This is a genomic window from Mycobacterium sp. E3198, assembly GCF_001667015.1.
Lineage (GTDB): Bacteria > Actinomycetota > Actinomycetes > Mycobacteriales > Mycobacteriaceae > Mycobacterium.
This window is the reverse complement of the sequence record NZ_LZIS01000126.1, coordinates 1-17,889: the sequence shown is the minus strand read 5'-3', so window position 1 is coordinate 17,889 and position 17,889 is coordinate 1. Positions and strand designations below refer to the sequence as shown.

Here is a 17,889-nt window from a genome sequence, read left to right as displayed (position 1 = left end):
TTCCGGCCAACGGCGCGGCGAAGTTCGTCGTGATCGTGCTGGTCGCCCTCGCCGTGTTCCTGGCGCTTCCGGCCTTATCGGGGTCTCAACTGGCGTCCGGGCGGCTCATCGGGCTCAGTGTCGTGGTCGGACTGCTCGCTGTGCTGACGCTCGTCTGGTTCAACACGGTGTCCACGGAAAACAACAAGGGCGAAGGCGTTGTGGACCTCACGCCTGGGCTGGGCTTGATGTTGTACGGGGTCGCGGTCCTCGTCACCGCCGTCGGCGTCGTGCGGCTGTGGATCGAGCGGTCGAAGGCACGCAAACAGCCGTACTAGGAGTACGCGAAGACCAATCCAACGCCGAACGGAATTAGGGTGCGCCCATGAGTTCTCCCCGAAGTGCTCGCCAACTGATCGGTATCAGCGGCGCCGTCGCGGTCATCGCCGCAACTGCGATGACCGCCGCCTGTACGGCCAAGGGCACCAACAATCCCGGAGCCGCCGGGACCACCGCGACGGCGCCCACAGCGGCCACGGGGACGGCTGGCACAACCGGCCCCGCAACGTCGGGTGCAACCTTGGCGACTTCGGGACCGACGTCGGCCGGGCCGGCGACCGGTTCGGCCGTCGTCCTCCCCTTCACCGGCCTGGACCGGCCCGCCGATGTGACGGTGCCGGCCGGCAGCGAGGCGGTCTTCGTCACCGACGGCGGCAACAACCGGGTGGTGAAAATGGCGGCAAACGCGACCACCCAATCCGTGCCGCCCTTCGCCGGCCTCAATAACCCCATCGGGGTGGCCGCCAACGGCGACGACCTGTTCGTCACCGACGCCAACAACGCGCGGGTGTTGTGGTCGCACGCCCCCCGAACCACCCCGACCGCACCGTGGCAATCCTCCTCGCCAACCGAGTGGGTCGGGCCCTTCACGGGCCTCAACTCTCCCAAGGGCGTTTACCTGGTGATGGGCTCCGTCTACTACGTCGTTGACAGCGGAAACAATCGGGTCATGATGTGGCGGGAGGGGCTGAACGCGCCCCAAGTGCTCGCCTTCAGCGGTCTGAGCAACCCGGACAGCGTCGCAGTCGACGACTTCTCCAACGTCTACGTCTCCGACACCGGCAACAATCGGGTGGTGGTCTTGAAGGGCGACGGCACGCAAAGCGTGCTGGCGTTCACCGGCCTCAGCAGCCCGCAGGGTGTGGCGGTGCTCTCGGGTGACGTCTACGTCGTCGACGGCGGCAACAACCGGGTGGTGAAGCTGAAGACCGACCGCGCCACCAAGGCCACCACCCAGTCCATCCTGCCGATCAGCGGCCTGAAGAATCCACGCGGCCTGGCGCTGGACGGCCAGGGCGACCTCTATGTCGTCGACAGCGGCAACAACCGGGTGCTCAAGCTGGACAAAGCCTTTGCCGGACAATGATTTACACGCCACGAGCGGGGTGCCGGCGGTGAGGTGAACGGTGCCGGCCTCTAGCAACGCGCCGGGCGGGCAGCCCGGCGAGGCGCTGGCGTACCTCGTCGTCGCGGACAGCGGCACCGAGCGGCCCGTCCCGATCTTTGATCAGCTATTCGTCGGCCGGGAGTGTGCGGGCATCAGCGATGCGCGCCGGCTCATCATCGACGATCCCGAGATTTCCCGCACCCACCTCGAAATTCGGCTGGACGCCGCGGGGGATCAGGCGTTTGTGATCGACACCAGCAGCAATGGCACTCTGCTCAACGGGGTTCGTCTGGAACGTGCGGCCGCCTTGCCGATCAGACCCGGCGACGAGATCCGGATCGGTGATGTGTCGCTGACCTTCCGTTCGCAGCGATTCACCGCCGTCCCCCGGGGCGTACCTCTGCGAACCCGGGAGCGCATCGGTAGGGCCGCCATGGTGATGGTGGTCGGAGACATCGTCAATTACTCGACGATCTCGCAGATGACGGACGAGGGCGTGATGGCGCGCGGCTTGCACACCCTGTGGCAGCGGCTGGGCGATGTCCTGCGGGCCCACCGCGGCACGCTCAGCTACTACGCAGGCGACGCGCTGTTCGCCGTATGGGAGCTCGCCCGGTTCCCGGACGCCGGCGAGCTGGCGGTCGACTTCGCGCTCGCCGCGAATGGGCTTGTCGACGAGCTGGGGCCCGAACTGCCGCTGCGCGACCCGAACGGTTCGACGATCCGCATGGGGTGGGGAGTGGTGCAGGGGATGGTGGCGCTGGCCGCAATGACGAGGTCGACCGACGCGGTCATCGGCGATGCGACCAACGTGGCGTTCCGGTTGGCCGGGCTCGCCGGCCGGGACGGACGTGCCTCGGTGATGGTGACCGGCGGCGTGCGCCGCTCCGTCGCGGACCGGTACCTGTGGGGGGAAGGCGAACAGGTCGAGCTCAAGGGCCGCTCCGGAACGGAGAGCGTGTTCCCGGCTATCGCGCGGGCGCCCCGCCCCTAGCAGGGCACGGCGCGCGTCCAAGAATGTTCCAAGGCGCCGGAAGCATCATTGCGAGGTGAGGAAGGCCGCGAGCGTCCTGGCCGGGATGGCCTGGCCGGCAATGATTTTCTGTCCGCCGGCGGGTGCCGAGCCCACCCCGGACCACTACGTGAATGTCAGAACGCCCTCACCACCGATGCGCTGCCAGGTCGCCTCGGACGACGGTGACGGACGGGAACCCACGGTCGTCTGCCAAACCGCCGGCTTCCCGCAGGCCCCCGTGGAGCCCGTTCCGTACCCGGGATGGGCCGGGGACCCGCGGGTACTGCACCAGGATCAGGCGATCATCAGCGCGTCCGGCCGATTCGATTGGCGCAACGCCAATCTCGGCTTGCCCCCGCCCGGTCAGCCCGATGTCATGCTGGTGAACGGGCGGACCTACGATTTCCAGGGCTGGACGGTCGTAGTGACCACCGAGGGCACCAGCTTCACCAACGATGTCACCGGACACGGCATGTTCGTCGGGATGGACTGCGGCGTCGCTCCGTTCTGATATGTCCCGGCCAGCGGTCGGTGATGCGGAATCCGGTGGTCCGTGTTGTTAATCTGGCGGGGTGGGCGAGACCAGCGAAAACCCGGCCAAGGCGGCACTTGCGGCCACCAGCTGGGCCCTGCTGGGCATGATGTCCTACGAAGAGGAAGTCTCGGGCTACGACCTCAAGAAGTGGATCGACTGGAGCGTCGACCTCTACTACTGGAGCCCGTCGTACAGCCAGATCTATACCGAACTGAAGAAGCTCGAGGGCCTGGGGCTGGTCACGTCGCGCGTCGAGCGCGACGAGGGCACCCGAAGCAGGCGGCTCTACAAGATCACCCCGGCCGGGATGGACGCCATCATCGAGTGGACCAACGAGGCGCCGGTCGATCCACCGGTGCTCAAACACAGTGTGCTGCTCCGGGTTACGTTCGGCCACCTGAGCAATCCGGCTCGGCTCAAGGAAATACTGCAGGAGCATGTGGCGTATGCGGAAGCCCGACACCGCAAGGCGGTGGAAGATGCGGACGGGGCCGAGGTCGAACCGGCCTGGGCGTACTCGGTGATCGCGTTGCGCTGGGCGGCGAAGTATTACGCCGCCGAGCGGGAGTTCGCCTTGGAAATGATGAAGGAAATCGACGAGGCGGACGCCATCCTGCAGCAGGCTGCGAAGGGCGGCTTGGGGAAACCGCGCCCGAGGCCGGGTTATTGGCGCGAAATCGAGAAGCAGGTCCAAGCCAAGCGCGAATCCGACTAGCGCTGCCTAGTCGGCGCCCGCCGCGTCGCGGGCCGCGACGTAGCCGTACACGAGTCCCTGGGCGATCGTGGCCCCCGCGCCGGGGTACGTGGTGCCGAAGGCGTTGGCCGCGGTGTTGCCGATCGCGTACAGCCCGGGGATCACGCCGCCGTCTTCGCGCAGCACCCGCCCGCGCTCGTCCGCTTTGAGCCCGCCGCAGGTGCCCAGGTCGCTGAGTACCATTTTCACCGCGTAGAACGGGCCTTTCAGCAACGGGCGCAAGTTGGGATTCGGTCTGACCGTCGGGTCGCCGTAGTACCGGTCGTAGGCGCTGCGGCCCCGGCCAAATTCCGGATCCTCACCGGCGGAGGCGTTTTGGTTGAACCGTGTCATGGTCTCGACGAACTCCGGCACCGGAATCCCCATCCGGGCGCCCAGCTCGCCCAGGTTGTCGGCGCGTATCGCGATGCCGGCGTCATACCAGCGCTGCGGTATCCGCATCCGCGGAAACAGCTCAGCGCCAAAGACATAGCTGTTGCGGTATTGCTGGTCGAAGACGATCCACATCGCTTCGACGGGGTTGCCCGACCGCTCCATCGCCAGCAACCCCTGGCCGAAGGACATGTAATCCGCCGACTCGTTGGCGAACCGGCGGCCGTGCTGGTTCACGATCAGGCAGCCGGGCAGCGACCGTTCGGCCAGCATCACCGCCGGTGCCTTGCCGGGCAGCGGCGCGATGGCGGGAAACCACCACGCCTGCTCCATCAAATCGAGGTCGGCGCCGACTTCTTGCCCCGCACGGATTCCATCGCCGGTGTTGGATTCGGCGCCCAGGCTCAGGTGGGCGCCCAACGACTCCGACTGGAATTTCCACCGCATGTCCATGCTGTGGTCGAACCCGCCGGCGGCCAGCACCACGCCGCGGCGGGCCGTCACGGTCACTTCCCGTCCCCCGTGGTCCACGACCGCGCCCGTTACCCGATCACCATCTCGGTCCAGGCGCAACAGTTTGGTGTCCGTCCACACCGGGATGCCGGCGCGCAACACGCCGGCGAACATCCCGGCCATCAGACCCTGACCACCCGCCGCATAGCGCCGGCCCAGCAGCCGGCCACCGAGGCCCTGCGCCACTCGTTTGCCGAAGGTGGGAATGCCCTTGCGGGGCACGCGCGCCACCAGGTTCATCCAGCGATAGTCGGCGCCCGTGGTGGGTATCGAGACGCCCGCTTCCAATACGCCGGGCCGCAGCCGGGTGCGATATTCGCCCAGCAGCGAAGTGTCGAACGGGTGACATTCGCAGGTGCGGCCGGCCGCGCTGCCGCCGGGCTCCTCCGGGTGGTAATCGGAGTAATCGCGGGCCCAGAACAGCCGCAGCGGGGTGGTGCGGCGAAGCAGCTCCACGACCGCGGGCACATGCGTCACAAATGCAACGGAGCGTTGCCGGGGAGCGGAACCGGCCACCACCGATTCCAGGTAGGTAGCGGCGCGCTCGGCCGTGTCGTCGGCGCCGGTTTCCCGCAGGACCTGGGAGGCGGGCAGCCATAGGGCGCCGCCGGATCGCGCGGTCGAGCCGCCGACATAGGACGACTTCTCGACGATCAACACCGACAGCCCGAGTTCATGAGCCGCCAGTGCCGCCGCCATGCCGGTACCCGACCCGACCACCAGCAGGTCCACGGTCGTATCGGCGACGGGAAGCCCGGCGGGGATCGTCGTGCTGTGCGCGGTCACGTCCAGAACGGTATGCCGGGGCAGCTCGGCAGCGGAAGAGCCGTCCTGATCAGTGGGAACATCCGGACCCACGATCCGGGTACCGAAGTTCAATCGTGCGTATGACGGCGCAGACCGATATCGACGAAATCCGGCTCATCGAAGCCGGGGCCGCACCCGTCAGATTCGCGCGCGGCTGGCATTGCCTGGGCCTGATTCGGGATTTCGGCGACGGCAAGCCGCACGCGGTCAACGCGTTCGGGCGGAAGCTGGTCGTCTTTCGCAGCGGGGACGGAAGCCTCAACGTGCTCGACGCCTACTGCCGCCACATGGGCGGCGACCTCTCGCAGGGAACGGTCAAGGGCGACGAAATCGCGTGCCCGTTTCACGATTGGCGCTGGGGCGGCGACGGGCGCTGCAAGCAGGTGCCGTACAGCCGGCGCACACCCAAGCTGGCCCGAACGCAGGCCTGGACCACACTGCAGCAGGACGGCATGCTGTTCGTGTGGAACGACCCCGAGGGCAAGCCACCCCCGCCAGAGGTCACGATCCCGCGCATCGAGGGCGCCACCAGCGATGCGTGGACGGACTGGCACTGGTACACCACGGTCGTTCACAGCAACTGCCGCGAGATCATCGACAACGTTGTGGACATGGCGCACTTCTTCTACATTCACGGGTCGCTGCCCACGCACTTCAAGAACGTCTTCGACGGCCACGTGGCGACGCAGTACATGAACAGCGCGGGTCGCCCCGACATCGGTGGCGAGGGCCCCAAGATGCTGGGGACCACCTCGGTCGCGTCCTATTGGGGTCCGTCATTCATGATCGACGACCTGACGTATCACTACGAGGACGCCGACCACCAAACGGTGCTGATCAATTGCCACTACCCGATCGACGCGAATTCCTTTGTGCTGCAATACGGCATCATCGTCAAGAAATCGGACGCGCTGCCCCACGACCTCGCGATGCAGACCGCCATCAGCCTCGGTGACTTCGTCAAATTAGGCTTTGAACAAGACGTGCAGATCTGGCGGCACAAGGCGCGCATCGACAACCCGCTACTGGTCGAGGAGGATGGGCCGGTCTACCAGTTGCGCCGGTGGTATCAGCAGTTCTACGTCGACGTCGCCGACGTGCAACCAGACATGGTGGACCGCTTCGAGTTCGAGTTGGACACGACCCGGCCTTACGAGGCGTGGATGAAGGAGGTCGAGGCCAACATGGCCACCCGGGAAGCCGTCACGGGCTCGGTGTGATGCCCCCTTCCTCGAGGCAAGATAACCGGCTCGACGACATGCCGATGGTGGCGGTGGCGTGCCGGACCTGCGGTGCGCAAGTGCTGGCCCGCAAGAGCAGCTGGAATCAGACCAGCGTGCAATGGAACGCCGACGCGACGGCCCGATGCCACGAGCGTGCCGAGGCACAGAAGATGTCGGATCACGGTCGGGGAGTATTCCTTGCGTGCGCGGCGCTGAGCGAGTCGATCCTCAACGCGGTTCGACAGGGCGAGTTGGCCATTGTCGACGAAATGGCGCGAACGGCAATGTAATCGGCCGCGAGTGCGTCGTGAGAGTCGCTGACTTCCGTGACGTGGCAGCCAAGTTCAGGCGTGTGCACCGCCGTCGATCCGGATTTCGGTGCCGGTGATGAAGGCGCCGTCGTCGGAGGCGACCATGGCGATGACCGATGCCACCGAGCTCGGGTCGCCCAGGATTTCGTTCTCCTTGCCGTGTAGCAGCGGCGCCTGCTTCGCCCACAACCCCAGGTCATATCCCTCGGGCATCTTGTCCAGGGTGCTCAGTGCCAGCGCCGTGGCCACCCCGCCCGGCTGAATGTTGACCGCCCGCAATCCCTGTTTGGAGTACTCGAGCGCCAGCGAGTGGGTAAACGACAGCACCCCGCCCTTGCTGGCCGCGTATGCCGCCATATACGGATGCGCGAACGACGCCGCCGTCGAGGTGAAGTTGACCACCACACCGCGACCGCCGTCCAGCAGCGCCGGAAGCGCCTGGCGGGTCATCAGGAAGGTGCCCGTCAGGTTGACCGCCAGGGTGAGGTTCCAGTCGGCCAGCGTGTGCTCGTGCGTGTTGGCGCAGCGCTGGACGGCGGCCGCGTTGATGAGCACTTCGAGGCCGCCGAGGTCGGCAACGCCCGCATCCACGGCGGCGGTCACGGCGTCCTCGTCGGAGATGTCGAGGACGGCGGTGGTGAGGCGCTTGCCGGTGCCGGCGGCGTCGGCTGCGTCCGCCGTGCGAGCCAGCCCGTCCGCCGAGACGTCGTAGGCGACGATGGTGCCGCCCTCGTCGAGCAATCGGGCGACGGTGGCCTGTCCGATTCCGGAGCCGGCTCCGGTCACGATGGCACGCCTGTCCGCGAAACGACCCATCAGCAAAGCCCTTTCGCTCATGCCGGTTGGAAGGCACTGAGCGGGGCTTCCTCGGGGTAGACCGCCGGACCGCCCAGGTCATAGGCCGCGTTCAGGGCGCTGATGAACGCCGGATCGTGCAGCGGTTCGCTGGGGATGTCGAGCGTGATGCCCTTGCCCTTCAGATCGTCGACCATGATGTCGATGGCCTTGTCGACGGTCAGGTCGGCGGAGCCTTCCATGTTCTTCTTCAGCTCGTCGTAGTCGGCGAACACCTCGGCAGACCAGTGCACCAGGAATCGCAGTTCGTCGGTGTGGTGGCGGGCGATCACGTCCGCACCGTTCTTCAGCAACCAGTGATCGCGGTCGCTCGGATCACCGCTGAACACGGTGTCGAACGCCAGGCCGGCCGGAACCTGTTGCGCCAGCGGCCCATTGGCCTCGCCGCGATGCACCATCATCTCGTTCTGCACCACGATGCCGCGATTGTTGATCGGGGGCAGGATGCGTTTGGGCGCCTTGAGCGGGCCTGCGGGCCAGTAGGTGAAGCCGCTGCCCGCGTCGAGCGAGAACCAGGTGATCACCTGGGCCATCTTGATCAGGTAATCGCCGAACAGCCCGGACTTGCCCATCACGCTGGTCAGCCAGGTGGGGGCATTCTCGTGCCGCACACCGCGGAAACTCGGCGAATCCAGGTGGCCCGGGTCGCGATTGGCGCACGGGCCGTTGATGTTGAACAGCATCAGCTGAGGCTTGGCATACTCGGCTTTCCAATAGGCCTTGGCCAAGTCCAGGAAGCGCTCGTTGTAGAAGCAGTCGTGCAGTTGCGGGTAGAGCACCGCGCCGTAATTCGCGAGGTAGCCGCGGAACGTCGGGGTCAGGAATAGATCCAGCGACGGGGTGAACCCTTCCGGGAACATCCCGCTCATGGTGGCCATCAGTTCGTCGGCGGACGCGAAGTGCTGGGCGATGATCAGCTTCCAAGGGCCTTCGGTGCGGGCCACGTCGAGCAGACGATCGCGCTGATCGTCGGTGTACACATCGTCGATCTCCCGGGGCGGTGCGGCCGGCCGCAACACGTCGGAAAGCTCCATCCGCCGCTCGTCGGTGAGCATCAGCTGTCTCCTTTGCAATCCTGGATCGATTGATTGTGCGCAGCCTCAGCGCGATGCGGTCTGCGGTTGCCCGGTGATCGGGAGGTCAAAACGCACCGGATGGCTGAATTTGGCCCGCAGCAGCGCCCCGATCTCCGCAATGGCCAGCCGGCCGCGCGCGGTCGCGTCGGAGCGCATCAAGAAGCCGTGGTACATGCCCGGATAGCGGGCGGTGATCGTCTGCACGCCGGCATCGCGCAACCGGTCCGCGTACCGCTCACCCCAGTCCCGGATGGGATCACAGCCGCCAGTCACCACGATCGCCGGCGGCAGCCCGGACAGATCACAGGCATACGCCGGGACCAGATAGGGATCGGTGGGCGGACCCGTCTCGCCGTCGACCAGTGCGTGCAGGTAGTCGATGTCGTCGCGCGTGAGTAGCGGCGCATCGGCGAGCGCGGCGATCGAGGGTACGGACATGTCGCGATCCAGACCCGGATACAGCAGCACCTGTGCGCAGATCGCCGGTCCGCCGCGGTCACGGGCGGCCAGCGCGACAGCCGCCGCGAGCGAGCCGCCGGCGCTGTCGCCGACCACCGCCAGCCGCTGCCCATCGGCGCCCAGTTCGGCGGCGTTTCGTGAGACCCATGCCGTCGCCGCATAGGCGTCGTCGAACTGCGCCGGCGGCGAGAATTCCGGGGCCAACCGGTAGTCGACCGCCACAACGGTGGCCGCCGACGCCGCGGCAAGCTCGCGCGCCAGCGGTTCGAACGAGCGGTTGGAACCCATGACGAGTCCGCCGCCGTGCAGGTAAACGAGTACGGGACCGCCGGTATCGGGGGTGGGGCAGTAAGTCCGGGCCGGAATGTCGCCGCCGGGACCGGGAATGGCGGTCTCGGTGACCGCGGCCATTTCGGGCATCCCGTTGGGCAGCGGGGCGGATTCCAGCCCGGCGCGCACCGCGGCCAGCCCCCGTTGCCGCATCGGCGCGACGGGACCGAAGGATGCGACGCGCGCTGCGGCGTCGGGATCCAGCGGGGGCGTTACCATCTCATTGCTTCGCCGTGTCGAAGCGACCCTCGGTGCGCAGCACCGGGGCTTGTTGTGAGGCAAGCACATTCGCACGTTCGGCCATCGCGGCGCCAACCGCGTCGGGATGGGTGTGCAAATAGAAGCGGCCCTCGGCGGCCTGGTTGAACACCATCTCGGCGGCTTCACGGGGATCCATGGCCGCGGCCTTGACGTCGAGCATGGCCGAGCGTTGCGCCTCGGCCGCGGCCACGTCACCGCCCCCGTCGGCGTCGATTCCGCCGGCCGACTCGAAGATGTTGGACGCCACGGGGCCGGGCAGCACGGCCTGCACGTGAATGTGACGGCCGTGGCCGGTCGATTCGACCTCCAGATACAGGCACTCCGTCAACGCCAGCACCGCATGCTTGCTCACGATGTAGGGGGCCTGCAACGGAATTGCCACCACCGCGCCGACCGACGCGATGTTCCACACCCACGCGGGCTCGTCGGTGGACATCATCTTCGGCAGGAAAGCCCGCACGCCGTAGAAAACGCCGCTGACGTTGATGTCGATGATGCGCTGCCAATTGGCCACCGGTGTGTCCCACAGGTAGCCGAACTGCTCGATGCCGGCGTTATTGATCAGCAGGCGCACCGGGCCGACGTCCCGGTAGACCCGGTCGGCAAGCGCCTGCACGGCGTCGGGATCGCGCACATCGCAGACGACGTCGAGCGCCGAGCCGCCCGCGGCGCGCAGTTCGTCGGCAACCGATCCGGCCGCCGCTTGGTCAATGTCGGCCAGGACCACCGTCATCCCCAGCCCGGCGGCGTGGCGCGCCAGGCCGGCGCCCAGGCCGGAGCCGGCTCCGGTGACGACGGCGACCCCGCCGGAAAATGCGTCCCCGGCGCTCACGAACCCGCGGCGCTATCGGCGGCTAATTCCGCCAGCAGCACCGAGTTGGTGGCGTCGAGGACGACGTCCATCTCGGTGAACTCAAGTCCGTTGGCACCGCGCCGGACGCCGACGTTGACGACCCCGCTGGACACCGCGAACGGCACGAAGTTGGCGATCTGGTTGACGAAGATGTAGAACCGCGCCCGGGTGACGTCACCGTCGGCGCCGGTGCGATGCACGTTGGTGGCGTGGTGGCGCAGCGGGTACGGGCTCTGCTTGCGGTGCTCCGACAGCCATCCCATCACCTCGTCGCGACCATTGAGCTCCGGTGACATCAATTCCTCGAAAGGGCTTGCACCGGAGTCGCTTCGGGTCAGGTAGTGCACATCCTCGGCGTAAGCGGCCGCCATCTCGTCGTAGTGGGCCTCATCGTAGTGGTACCAGAAGCCGGCGATGAACTCCTGCAATTCGGGCAGCGTGATGTCAGTGGCCATGGCGCCAGTCAACGCCGGGTGTGGCCCGCGTAACAGGCCGATGCCCGGTCAGTGGAACACGGTCTCGAGTCAGCCCCTGGTGAAGCTTGAAACGCCGGATGCGAAGCGTTCCCGCAACAGGCGTTTGAGCAGTTTGCCGCTCGGGTTCTTCGGCAGCGAATCGACGAAGAAGACCCGTTTGGGTGTTTTGAATCCGGCCAGGTGCTCTCGACAATGGGCGACGACATCCTGCTCCGTCAGCGTCACGCCCTCGCGGGGCACGATCGCGGCCGCCACGGCCTCCACCCAGATCGGGTGCGGCAGGCCGAACACCGCAACCTCGTGGATGCCGCCGTGCCGGTAGAGGACTTCCTCGACCTCCCGGCTGGAGACATTCTCTCCGCCGGTCTTGACCATGTCCTTTTTGCGGTCGACGACGTGCAAGAGCCCGTGCTCGTCGTAGAAACCCAGATCGCCTGAGTGAAACCAGCCGCCGCGGAAAGCGTCGGCGGTGCGGTCCGGATCGCCCAAATAACCCAGCATCAAATGTGGGCTGCGATGCGCGATTTCGCCGACGACGCCGGTGCCGACCGGGACGTCGTCGGGGTCGAGGATCGCCGTTTCCACATTGACGACCGGCCGCCCGGCCGAACCGGCGTGTGCGTCCTGTTCATCGGGGCCCAGTGCCGAGGCCAGCGGGGCCATCTCGGTTTGCCCGTAGAAGTTCCACAACCTCAGATTCGGCAGCCGTCGCCGCATCTCCGCCAAGATCTCCACCGGCATCGCCGAGGCACCGTAGTACCCCTTGCGCAGGCTGGAAAGGTCGACCGCGTCGAACGCCGGCGAGCGCAGCAGCGAGATCCACACCGTCGGGGGAGCGAAGTAGTTGGTGACGCGGTATCGCTCGATCGTGCGCAGCACCGTGTCGGGGTCCGGCCCCGGGAGGATGATGCTGGTGGCGCCCAAATAGACGTCGGTGGCCAGGAAGTTGTCCAACTGCGCGCAGTGATACAGCGGCAGCGAATGGATCTCGACGTCGTCGTGCGTCATCTCGCCCGCGACGATCGTGCTCACGTACTGCCACATCAGGCTGCGGCTGGTATGCATGGCCGCCTTGGGGCGGGTCTCGGTTCCACTCGTGTACATCAGCCGCACCAGCTGGTCGTCGCCGAGGTGCGGGCTGGGGGCCGGCGTGTCGGTCGAAAGCCACTGGGCGAAGTCATCCCAACCCGGTGGGACGTCGCACTCGGCCGGCGCCAGCGCGACCCGAACCTCCACCCTGCCACCGCGCCGCATCGCCTCTTCGGCCGTCGGCGTCAACTCGGCTTCGACGACGAATCCGCGGACCCCGCTGTGGCCGAGAATGTAAGAGATTTCCTCTGCGGTCAGCATGAAGTTGACCGGGACCAGCACCACCCCCGCGCGCGCAGTGGCGAACGCCAGCACCGCATACTGCCAGCAGTTGTGCGACAGCAGCGCGATGCGGTCACCGGGCCCAAAGCCGTTGTCCTGCAGCGCCGCCGCGGTGCGGTCGACCAGGTCGTCGAACTCGGCGAAGCTCAGCACCACGTATCCGTCGATGACCGCGGTCTTGTCCGGGTGCCGGCGGGCCGACCGGCGCGGGATGTCGCCGAGTCCATGGCTGCGCGCCCGCGCGACGACAGCATCCAGCTCGGACTGCATGCCCGCCACGGTATGTGCCACCCTCAACCGCGGGCCGTCGGCGTCCCGCTGAGTAGACACGGGCCCACACATCCGGGCGGACCGCCTCGATACTCGTTGACATGAGCGCTGGCGGGCCCGTCACGACCGAAAGCAGCGAGGATCTGGATCTCGACGAACTGCGGGCGAACCTGCGCCAGGCGGACCCTGGCGTGCTGGTTGCCGTCCTGGCGCAACTGACCGGCGACGCGGCGGTGGTCGACCGGTTCGCACCGAGGATCTCCCATGTGCCGGACCCACCGGAGCAGGCCGGCGTGACCGACCGGGAGACCGCCGCGGCGCTCGTCGAGGCGGTCGTCGCCGCGCTGCAGTCACCCCGCCAGAGCGACGCGGTGCCCGCCGACGACCTCGGCCTGTTCGCGCGCATCGCGCCCGTGGCCCTGGGGGGAACCGTCGGTCCCGAGTATCTCGAGCTGCTGCTCGAACAGGGCGGGTTCCAGCCGTCGCAGCCGGTGCTGCCGCGCACCGCCAAGCTTCCCGCCGGCTTCAAGGTCGTCATCATCGGGGCCGGCATCGCCGGAATCACCGCCGCCCTCGCGTGCGCGGACGCGGGCATCGAATACCAGATCATCGAGCGACACGACGAGGTCGGCGGCACGTGGTACACCACGACATATCCCGGCATCGGTGTGGACACGCCTTCGGCGTACTACTCCCTGTCGCGCGACATCAACGGCGATTGGTCGAGTTACTACCCGATGGGCGCGGAGTATCAGGCCTACCTGGTGTCGGTGGCCGACAGAAACGACGTGCGCAAGCGCACCCGGTTCGGCACCGAGGCCGAAGCGCTGTGGTGGGACGAAGGGCGCCGGCAGTGGCAGATCCACTCGGTGGGCCCCGACGGCGACCGCGATGTGAGCTACGCCAACGTGGTGATTCCGGCCGCCGGTTATCTCAACCGCCCCCGCTGGCCGGACCTGCCCGGCCGCGAGGCGTTCTCGGGAGTTTCGATCCATTCCGCGCAGTGGGATCCCGATCTCGATCTGACGGGCAAGAGGGTGGCCGTCATCGGCGCCGGTTGCACCGCGGTGCAGATCGTCGACGCCTGCGTGGACCAAGTCGCGCATCTGACGGTGTTTCAACGCCAACCGCACTGGGTGGCCCCGCGGCGACGGGCGTCCGACGAGGTACCGGAATACCAGCGGTGGCTGGGCACCAGGCTGCCGTACTACGCGAATTGGGTTCGGCTCAAATCGTATTGGGGGACGGCGGACAACAACTACCCGGTGATTCTGCACGATCCCGACTGGGCGGCCGAGCACCTGTCCATCTCGCCGGCCAATGATGTGCTGCTGCAGCTCTGCCGGGGCTACATCGATCGGGTTTTCGGCGCCGGCAGCGACCTCGCCCGCAAGGTCACGCCGGACTTCGCCCCCTACGGCAAGCGGATCATCCGCGATCCCGGCGGCTATTACGCGGCGCTGGCCCGCGAGCATGTGGACGTCGAGGCCGGCGAGCCGGCCCGGGTCAACGAGGCGGGAATCGTGACGGCCGACGGCCGGCAGATCGACCTCGACGTCATCGTCTACGCGACCGGCTACTACCTGGATTTCCTTTCCACCGTGGATATCCGGGGCCGCGGCGGTAGGCGCCTCACCGAGGAGTGGGGCGACATTCCGCGGGCCTACCGGGGCGGGATGGTGCCCGGCTTCCCGAACATGTTCATTTCCTCGGCACCCAACTACAGCCCCGGGCACGGTGCGGGCCACAACTTCGGCGTCGAAGTGATGGTCCACTACGTGATGGAATGCCTGCAATTGATGGCGCTGCGCAAAGCCGCCGCCATCGAGGTGACACAGGACGCCTACGAGCGTTATGTCGCCGACATCGACGCGACCATGGCCGGTACCGTCTGGTGCCACACTCCCTCCGCCCACACCTACTACCGCTCGGGCGGAGGGCGGATCGTGACCGCCTTCCCGTATCGCCTGATCGACTTCTGGCGCGACCATCGCGCCCCGGTCGAAGCGGATTTGACCCTGCGATGAGCCGATTACTTTTCGGCAAAACGGCTTTGGTGACGGGTAGCAGCCGGGGCATCGGCCGGGCCATCGCCCAGCGGCTGGCCGCCGAGGGCGCCACGGTGGCGGTTACCGCGCGGTCGCACGCGCCGTCGTTGTCGACGAGGTCGGGAACCACCTCCGCGCTGCCGGGCACCATCGCCGAGACGGTCGGCCTGATCGAGGCCGCCGGGGGGCAGGCGTTCGGCGTCGCGGCCAACCTGGAGGACGCCGAGCAGCGCGACGGGTTGGTCAACGCGGTGCTCGACCGCACCGGTCGCATCGACATCCTGGTCAACAACGCGGGTTTCGCCGACTACTCGCTGGTCGAACAGATGAGTCTGGAAACATTCGACCGGACCGTGGAACACTACCTTCGCGTGCCGTTCGTCCTGACGAAAGCTGCTGTGCCACACATGCGCAAGCATGGCGCCGGCTGGATCGTCAACATCGGTTCGGTCACCGGCGTGGCGCCGGCGCGGCCGTACCGGGAATACAACAAGACCTCGGGCGACGTGATCTACGCGTCCATGAAGGCCGCCCTGCACCGGTTCACGCAGGGGGTGGCCGCCGAACTGCTCGACGCGAATATCGCCGTCAATTGCGTTGGGCCGTCGACGGCGGTCCGTACGCCCGGTGCCGCGCAGCTGATCCCGGACACTTTTCCGACCGAGCCGGTGGAGTACCTGGCCGAGACGGTGCTGGCGATGTGCCACCTGCCCGCCGCAGAGCGCACCGGCTTGGTCGCGTTCAGCCTGCACTATCCCTTCTCGCAGCAGTTGCCGGTGCACAGTCTCGACGGCACGACGGTGTTGCCGCCGTTGCCGCCGCCGGCGACCGCCAACCCGAATATCTCACCCACGGGAATCTGACCCGACACCCGCGCCCGGGCGTATCGCCGATCAGGTAGCTCGGCGCTCGGCTGCTCTGGCCAAATCGGCGGCCATGCGGGGCATGCTTGCGCGCAGCAGCAACCACAGCGCCTGCCCCGCAAGGGGAATCCGCGACCGGAACGTCGCCCGCCAGACGATGAGCGACCCGTCGGCCTGCCCGTGGATGTGAACATCGGCGCGATGGTCGGTCACCGGGATTCCGGACACGATGCGATACGCGTGGTGGTGCGGCCGGTCGTCAATGAGGATCTCCTCCCGCATGGTCAAGCCGCTGACGACGATTCGGCGGATGGCTCCCATGCGGGTGCCGGGGGGTTCGGCTGTCTCCCAACCGGCGCTCCGCGAGCCGGAGAGCCATTCCGGCCACCGCTCGACGTCGACGAGAACGTCGTAGACCACCTCGGGCGGCGCAGCGCATGCCCGTTCGAACCGAATGGAGTGACGCATTGTGTGACTATCCGCCCACCCGCAGCACGGCCGCGTCGGTCTGGCAGAAGCTGTGGCAGACACGTTCTCGCACAATGACATCGGGACATTCGGGATCGAACCAGCGATCCACCACCGCCCAGTGGATCGGATGCATCAGGTAGGGCCGCAGCAACCCGTCCGCGTCGGTGAAAAGTTGCTCGAACACGTGGGTCCACGCCGAGACCCCGGTGGCCTCCTCGACCCTGCTCAGCTGCCAGTCGGTGATGGTGCGCACATACCGCGGCATCAGTTGCAGGTCGGTCTCGAAACGGGCGACGGTGGCCTGATCTGTGTCGGACTGCACGCTCAACAGCAACGTCCGGTAAACGGTTCCCGGCTCGTGGCCCCGGTGCACGGGCAGTCCCGAGTAGGCGACGCCGTTGACCCGGTTTACCGCGGGGTCGTCCAATGCCTCGACGAAACACGCGGCCGCACAATCCCATTGAGCCTTGGAGGTGAACCGGAGGTGTGCGAGGATGTCGCCGCCGTTGCGCGAGCCGGGCAGCGTGGGTTCGACCACCCAACCCAGCGCACCGGCGTCGGAAGCCGCGCCGCGCAGTGCGGCAACCATTCGGTCGCGGTCCGGCTCGGCGACATCGATCAGCCGGGTCACGCTATACATCGCAGAGCCCGTCCACGTCGGCGGCTGCCGCCGCGAATGACCGCGACCGCTCGACCACCAAATCGCCTATCCGCGCCCACCAGTGGCCGAGCGCCGAATCCGTCCGGCCTTGCCACGTCATCTGCCACCACGCCTGCGCGCTGGGCAGCGTCCAGGTGATGGTGACGGTGTTGACCTGCTCGTCGGATTCGTCGAACCAGATCGGCGGGCTCACCAGGACGTCGCGGAGTGTCATGCCTCGTTCGCGTGCGCCGGGGGCGTATTCGGCGAGATAGGCGTCGACGAACCGCCGCGCACATCCCGGCTTGGTGACCACGCGGTCGATCACGAAGACTTCACGGTCGGCCATGAGTTTCTCCTATGTCAAGCCGCTGCCGGTTGGCAAGGCTTTTGGCGGGTTTGTTCGTCGGTTTGAAGGTGGCCGAAGACAATGCGGGCTAAGCGGCGTTTGAGGCAGCGCAGCGCCTCGGTCTTGGAATCGCCCGCGGCGATGCGGCGTCGGTAGTAGACCTGCCCCAGTCCCTCTAGGCGGATCTGGGTGACTGCGATGCGGTGCAGGGCGGCGTTGAGTTGGCGGTTGCCCGAGCGGGTCATCCGCACGCGGCCTGCGGTGTTCCCCGACCACACCGGGACAGGCGCCACCCCGGCATGGCGGGCATAGGCGGCAGCGCTTTTGAAGCGGATCGCTCCGGCGGTTTCGCCGACCAGTTTGGCCGCCGTCAGCTCCGCGCAGCCCGGAAGAGCGAGCAAGGCCGGGGCGACGAGGCGTACTCGCTGTCCGATGCGCTGGGCCAAGGTGTCGATAGTCTCGGTGAGTCGAGTGATGTCGGCCAACTCCTCGCGAGCCAACTCAGCGACCAGCCCGGGCACCGTGGCCAACCAGTCACCGAGACTACGACGATGCTTGGCCGAATCCAGCGAACGAGCCTTAGGCGCGCGTTCGGGGTCGAGCTCGTGCAC

Annotated in this window: 20 protein-coding genes; 9 read left to right on the top strand and 11 right to left on the bottom strand. The window is 67.2% G+C overall.

The window, feature by feature from the left end:
* From A5673_RS29550 to A5673_RS14580, 5 genes are all read left to right on the top strand, one after another.
* The coding region (locus A5673_RS29550; protein WP_197518383.1) for a hypothetical protein at window positions 1-317 on the top strand (317 nt) is incomplete at its 5' end.
* A gap of 47 nt (window positions 318-364) precedes the next feature.
* Window positions 365-1,405 (top strand): hypothetical protein, encoded by a 1,041-nt coding sequence (locus A5673_RS14595; protein WP_082958742.1) that lies wholly within the window; start codon window positions 365-367, stop codon window positions 1,403-1,405.
* 40 nt (window positions 1,406-1,445) lie between these two features.
* Window positions 1,446-2,420 (top strand): adenylate/guanylate cyclase domain-containing protein, encoded by a 975-nt coding sequence (locus A5673_RS14590; protein WP_068233362.1) that lies wholly within the window; start codon window positions 1,446-1,448, stop codon window positions 2,418-2,420.
* 55 nt (window positions 2,421-2,475) lie between these two features.
* Window positions 2,476-2,952, top strand: coding sequence for a hypothetical protein (locus tag A5673_RS14585; protein WP_156748230.1), 477 nt, complete (start codon window positions 2,476-2,478; stop codon window positions 2,950-2,952).
* Between the two features lie 127 nt (window positions 2,953-3,079).
* The gene (locus tag A5673_RS14580) at window positions 3,080-3,691 is read left to right on the top strand and encodes a PadR family transcriptional regulator (RefSeq protein WP_231971108.1); all 612 of its coding nucleotides are present in this window, start codon (window positions 3,080-3,082) and stop codon (window positions 3,689-3,691) included.
* Window positions 3,692-3,697: 6 nt separating this feature from the next.
* On the opposite strand, the gene A5673_RS14575 is transcribed toward A5673_RS14580, so the two are convergent.
* On the bottom strand, window positions 3,698-5,401 hold the full coding sequence (locus A5673_RS14575; RefSeq protein ID WP_068233368.1) for a 3-ketosteroid-delta-1-dehydrogenase: 1,704 nt from the start codon (window positions 5,399-5,401) through the stop codon (window positions 3,698-3,700).
* Window positions 5,402-5,502: 101 nt separating this feature from the next.
* On the opposite strand from A5673_RS14575, the gene A5673_RS14570 reads away from it, so the two are divergent.
* Together A5673_RS14570 and A5673_RS14565 are read left to right on the top strand one after the other, a co-directional pair.
* On the top strand, window positions 5,503-6,642 hold the full coding sequence (locus A5673_RS14570) for a Rieske 2Fe-2S domain-containing protein (protein ID WP_068233354.1): 1,140 nt from the start codon (window positions 5,503-5,505) through the stop codon (window positions 6,640-6,642).
* Window positions 6,642-6,935, top strand: a complete 294-nt coding sequence (locus tag A5673_RS14565) for a ferredoxin (RefSeq protein WP_068233346.1) — start codon at window positions 6,642-6,644, stop codon at window positions 6,933-6,935. The genes A5673_RS14570 and A5673_RS14565 overlap by 1 nt, the downstream gene beginning before the upstream one ends.
* A 54-nt stretch (window positions 6,936-6,989) precedes the next feature.
* On the opposite strand, the gene A5673_RS14560 is transcribed toward A5673_RS14565, so the two are convergent.
* The 6 genes from A5673_RS14560 to A5673_RS14535 all read right to left on the bottom strand — a co-directional run bounded on the left by A5673_RS14560 (window position 6,990) and on the right by A5673_RS14535 (window position 12,907).
* Window positions 6,990-7,772, bottom strand: coding sequence for an SDR family NAD(P)-dependent oxidoreductase (locus tag A5673_RS14560; RefSeq protein WP_068233343.1), 783 nt, complete (start codon window positions 7,770-7,772; stop codon window positions 6,990-6,992).
* 17 nt (window positions 7,773-7,789) lie between these two features.
* Window positions 7,790-8,866: a hypothetical protein gene (locus tag A5673_RS14555; RefSeq protein ID WP_068233339.1), complete on the bottom strand. Its 1,077-nt coding sequence runs from the start codon at window positions 8,864-8,866 to the stop codon at window positions 7,790-7,792.
* A 45-nt stretch (window positions 8,867-8,911) separates the two neighbouring features.
* The gene (locus tag A5673_RS14550; protein ID WP_068233338.1) at window positions 8,912-9,895 is read right to left on the bottom strand and encodes an alpha/beta hydrolase; all 984 of its coding nucleotides are present in this window, start codon (window positions 9,893-9,895) and stop codon (window positions 8,912-8,914) included.
* A gap of 1 nt (window position 9,896) precedes the next feature.
* A complete protein-coding gene (locus A5673_RS14545) occupies window positions 9,897-10,769 on the bottom strand; it encodes an SDR family NAD(P)-dependent oxidoreductase (protein WP_068233336.1) in 873 nt (290 codons plus the stop codon).
* Window positions 10,766-11,245: a nuclear transport factor 2 family protein gene (locus tag A5673_RS14540; RefSeq protein WP_068233331.1), complete on the bottom strand. Its 480-nt coding sequence runs from the start codon at window positions 11,243-11,245 to the stop codon at window positions 10,766-10,768. The genes A5673_RS14545 and A5673_RS14540 overlap by 4 nt, the downstream gene beginning before the upstream one ends.
* 69 nt (window positions 11,246-11,314) lie before the next feature.
* A complete protein-coding gene (locus A5673_RS14535) occupies window positions 11,315-12,907 on the bottom strand; it encodes an acyl-CoA synthetase (protein WP_068233328.1) in 1,593 nt (530 codons plus the stop codon).
* A 101-nt stretch (window positions 12,908-13,008) separates the two neighbouring features.
* Here A5673_RS14535 and A5673_RS14530 point away from each other — a divergent pair, with 101 nt between their 5' ends.
* Both A5673_RS14530 and A5673_RS14525 read left to right on the top strand, forming a co-directional pair.
* A complete protein-coding gene (locus A5673_RS14530) occupies window positions 13,009-14,934 on the top strand; it encodes an NAD(P)/FAD-dependent oxidoreductase (RefSeq protein WP_068233323.1) in 1,926 nt (641 codons plus the stop codon).
* Window positions 14,931-15,818: an SDR family NAD(P)-dependent oxidoreductase gene (locus tag A5673_RS14525; RefSeq protein WP_068233320.1), complete on the top strand. Its 888-nt coding sequence runs from the start codon at window positions 14,931-14,933 to the stop codon at window positions 15,816-15,818. Before A5673_RS14530 ends, A5673_RS14525 begins: the two co-directional genes overlap by 4 nt.
* A 30-nt stretch (window positions 15,819-15,848) precedes the next feature.
* Here the strand turns inward: A5673_RS14525 and A5673_RS14520 are convergent, their stop codons facing one another.
* The 4 genes from A5673_RS14520 to A5673_RS14505 form a co-directional block, all read right to left on the bottom strand.
* Window positions 15,849-16,286 carry an SRPBCC family protein gene (locus A5673_RS14520; protein ID WP_197518382.1) on the bottom strand — a complete coding sequence of 146 codons (438 nt, stop codon included), beginning with the start codon at window positions 16,284-16,286 and terminating at the stop codon, window positions 15,849-15,851.
* A gap of 7 nt (window positions 16,287-16,293) precedes the next feature.
* On the bottom strand, window positions 16,294-16,929 hold the full coding sequence (locus tag A5673_RS14515; protein ID WP_068233316.1) for a Dabb family protein: 636 nt from the start codon (window positions 16,927-16,929) through the stop codon (window positions 16,294-16,296).
* The gene (locus A5673_RS14510) at window positions 16,922-17,278 is read right to left on the bottom strand and encodes a hypothetical protein (protein WP_068233314.1); all 357 of its coding nucleotides are present in this window, start codon (window positions 17,276-17,278) and stop codon (window positions 16,922-16,924) included. The genes A5673_RS14515 and A5673_RS14510 overlap by 8 nt, the downstream gene beginning before the upstream one ends.
* Window positions 17,279-17,292: 14 nt before the next feature.
* On the bottom strand, window positions 17,293-17,889 hold a 597-nt coding region (locus A5673_RS14505; protein WP_156748103.1), incomplete at its 5' end, for a transposase.

Bases quoted from the DNA above. Each gene is read 5' to 3' on its own strand.
- A5673_RS14595 (WP_082958742.1), top strand. From the start codon at position 365: ATGAGTTCTCCCCGAAGTGCTCGCCAACTGATCGGTATCAGCGGCGCC.
- A5673_RS14580 (WP_231971108.1), top strand. From the start codon at position 3,080: ATGATGTCCTACGAAGAGGAAGTCTCGGGCTACGACCTCAAGAAGTGG.
- A5673_RS14570 (WP_068233354.1), top strand. From the start codon at position 5,503: ATGACGGCGCAGACCGATATCGACGAAATCCGGCTCATCGAAGCCGGG.
- A5673_RS14565 (WP_068233346.1), top strand. From the start codon at position 6,642: ATGCCCCCTTCCTCGAGGCAAGATAACCGGCTCGACGACATGCCGATG.
- A5673_RS14560 (WP_068233343.1), bottom strand. From the start codon at position 7,772: ATGGGTCGTTTCGCGGACAGGCGTGCCATCGTGACCGGAGCCGGCTCC.
- A5673_RS14555 (WP_068233339.1), bottom strand. From the start codon at position 8,866: ATGCTCACCGACGAGCGGCGGATGGAGCTTTCCGACGTGTTGCGGCCG.
- A5673_RS14550 (WP_068233338.1), bottom strand. From the start codon at position 9,895: ATGGTAACGCCCCCGCTGGATCCCGACGCCGCAGCGCGCGTCGCATCC.
- A5673_RS14540 (WP_068233331.1), bottom strand. From the start codon at position 11,245: ATGGCCACTGACATCACGCTGCCCGAATTGCAGGAGTTCATCGCCGGC.
- A5673_RS14535 (WP_068233328.1), bottom strand. From the start codon at position 12,907: ATGCAGTCCGAGCTGGATGCTGTCGTCGCGCGGGCGCGCAGCCATGGA.
- A5673_RS14530 (WP_068233323.1), top strand. From the start codon at position 13,009: ATGAGCGCTGGCGGGCCCGTCACGACCGAAAGCAGCGAGGATCTGGAT.
- A5673_RS14525 (WP_068233320.1), top strand. From the start codon at position 14,931: ATGAGCCGATTACTTTTCGGCAAAACGGCTTTGGTGACGGGTAGCAGC.
- A5673_RS14520 (WP_197518382.1), bottom strand. From the start codon at position 16,286: ATGCGTCACTCCATTCGGTTCGAACGGGCATGCGCTGCGCCGCCCGAG.
- A5673_RS14515 (WP_068233316.1), bottom strand. From the start codon at position 16,929: ATGTATAGCGTGACCCGGCTGATCGATGTCGCCGAGCCGGACCGCGAC.
- A5673_RS14510 (WP_068233314.1), bottom strand. From the start codon at position 17,278: ATGGCCGACCGTGAAGTCTTCGTGATCGACCGCGTGGTCACCAAGCCG.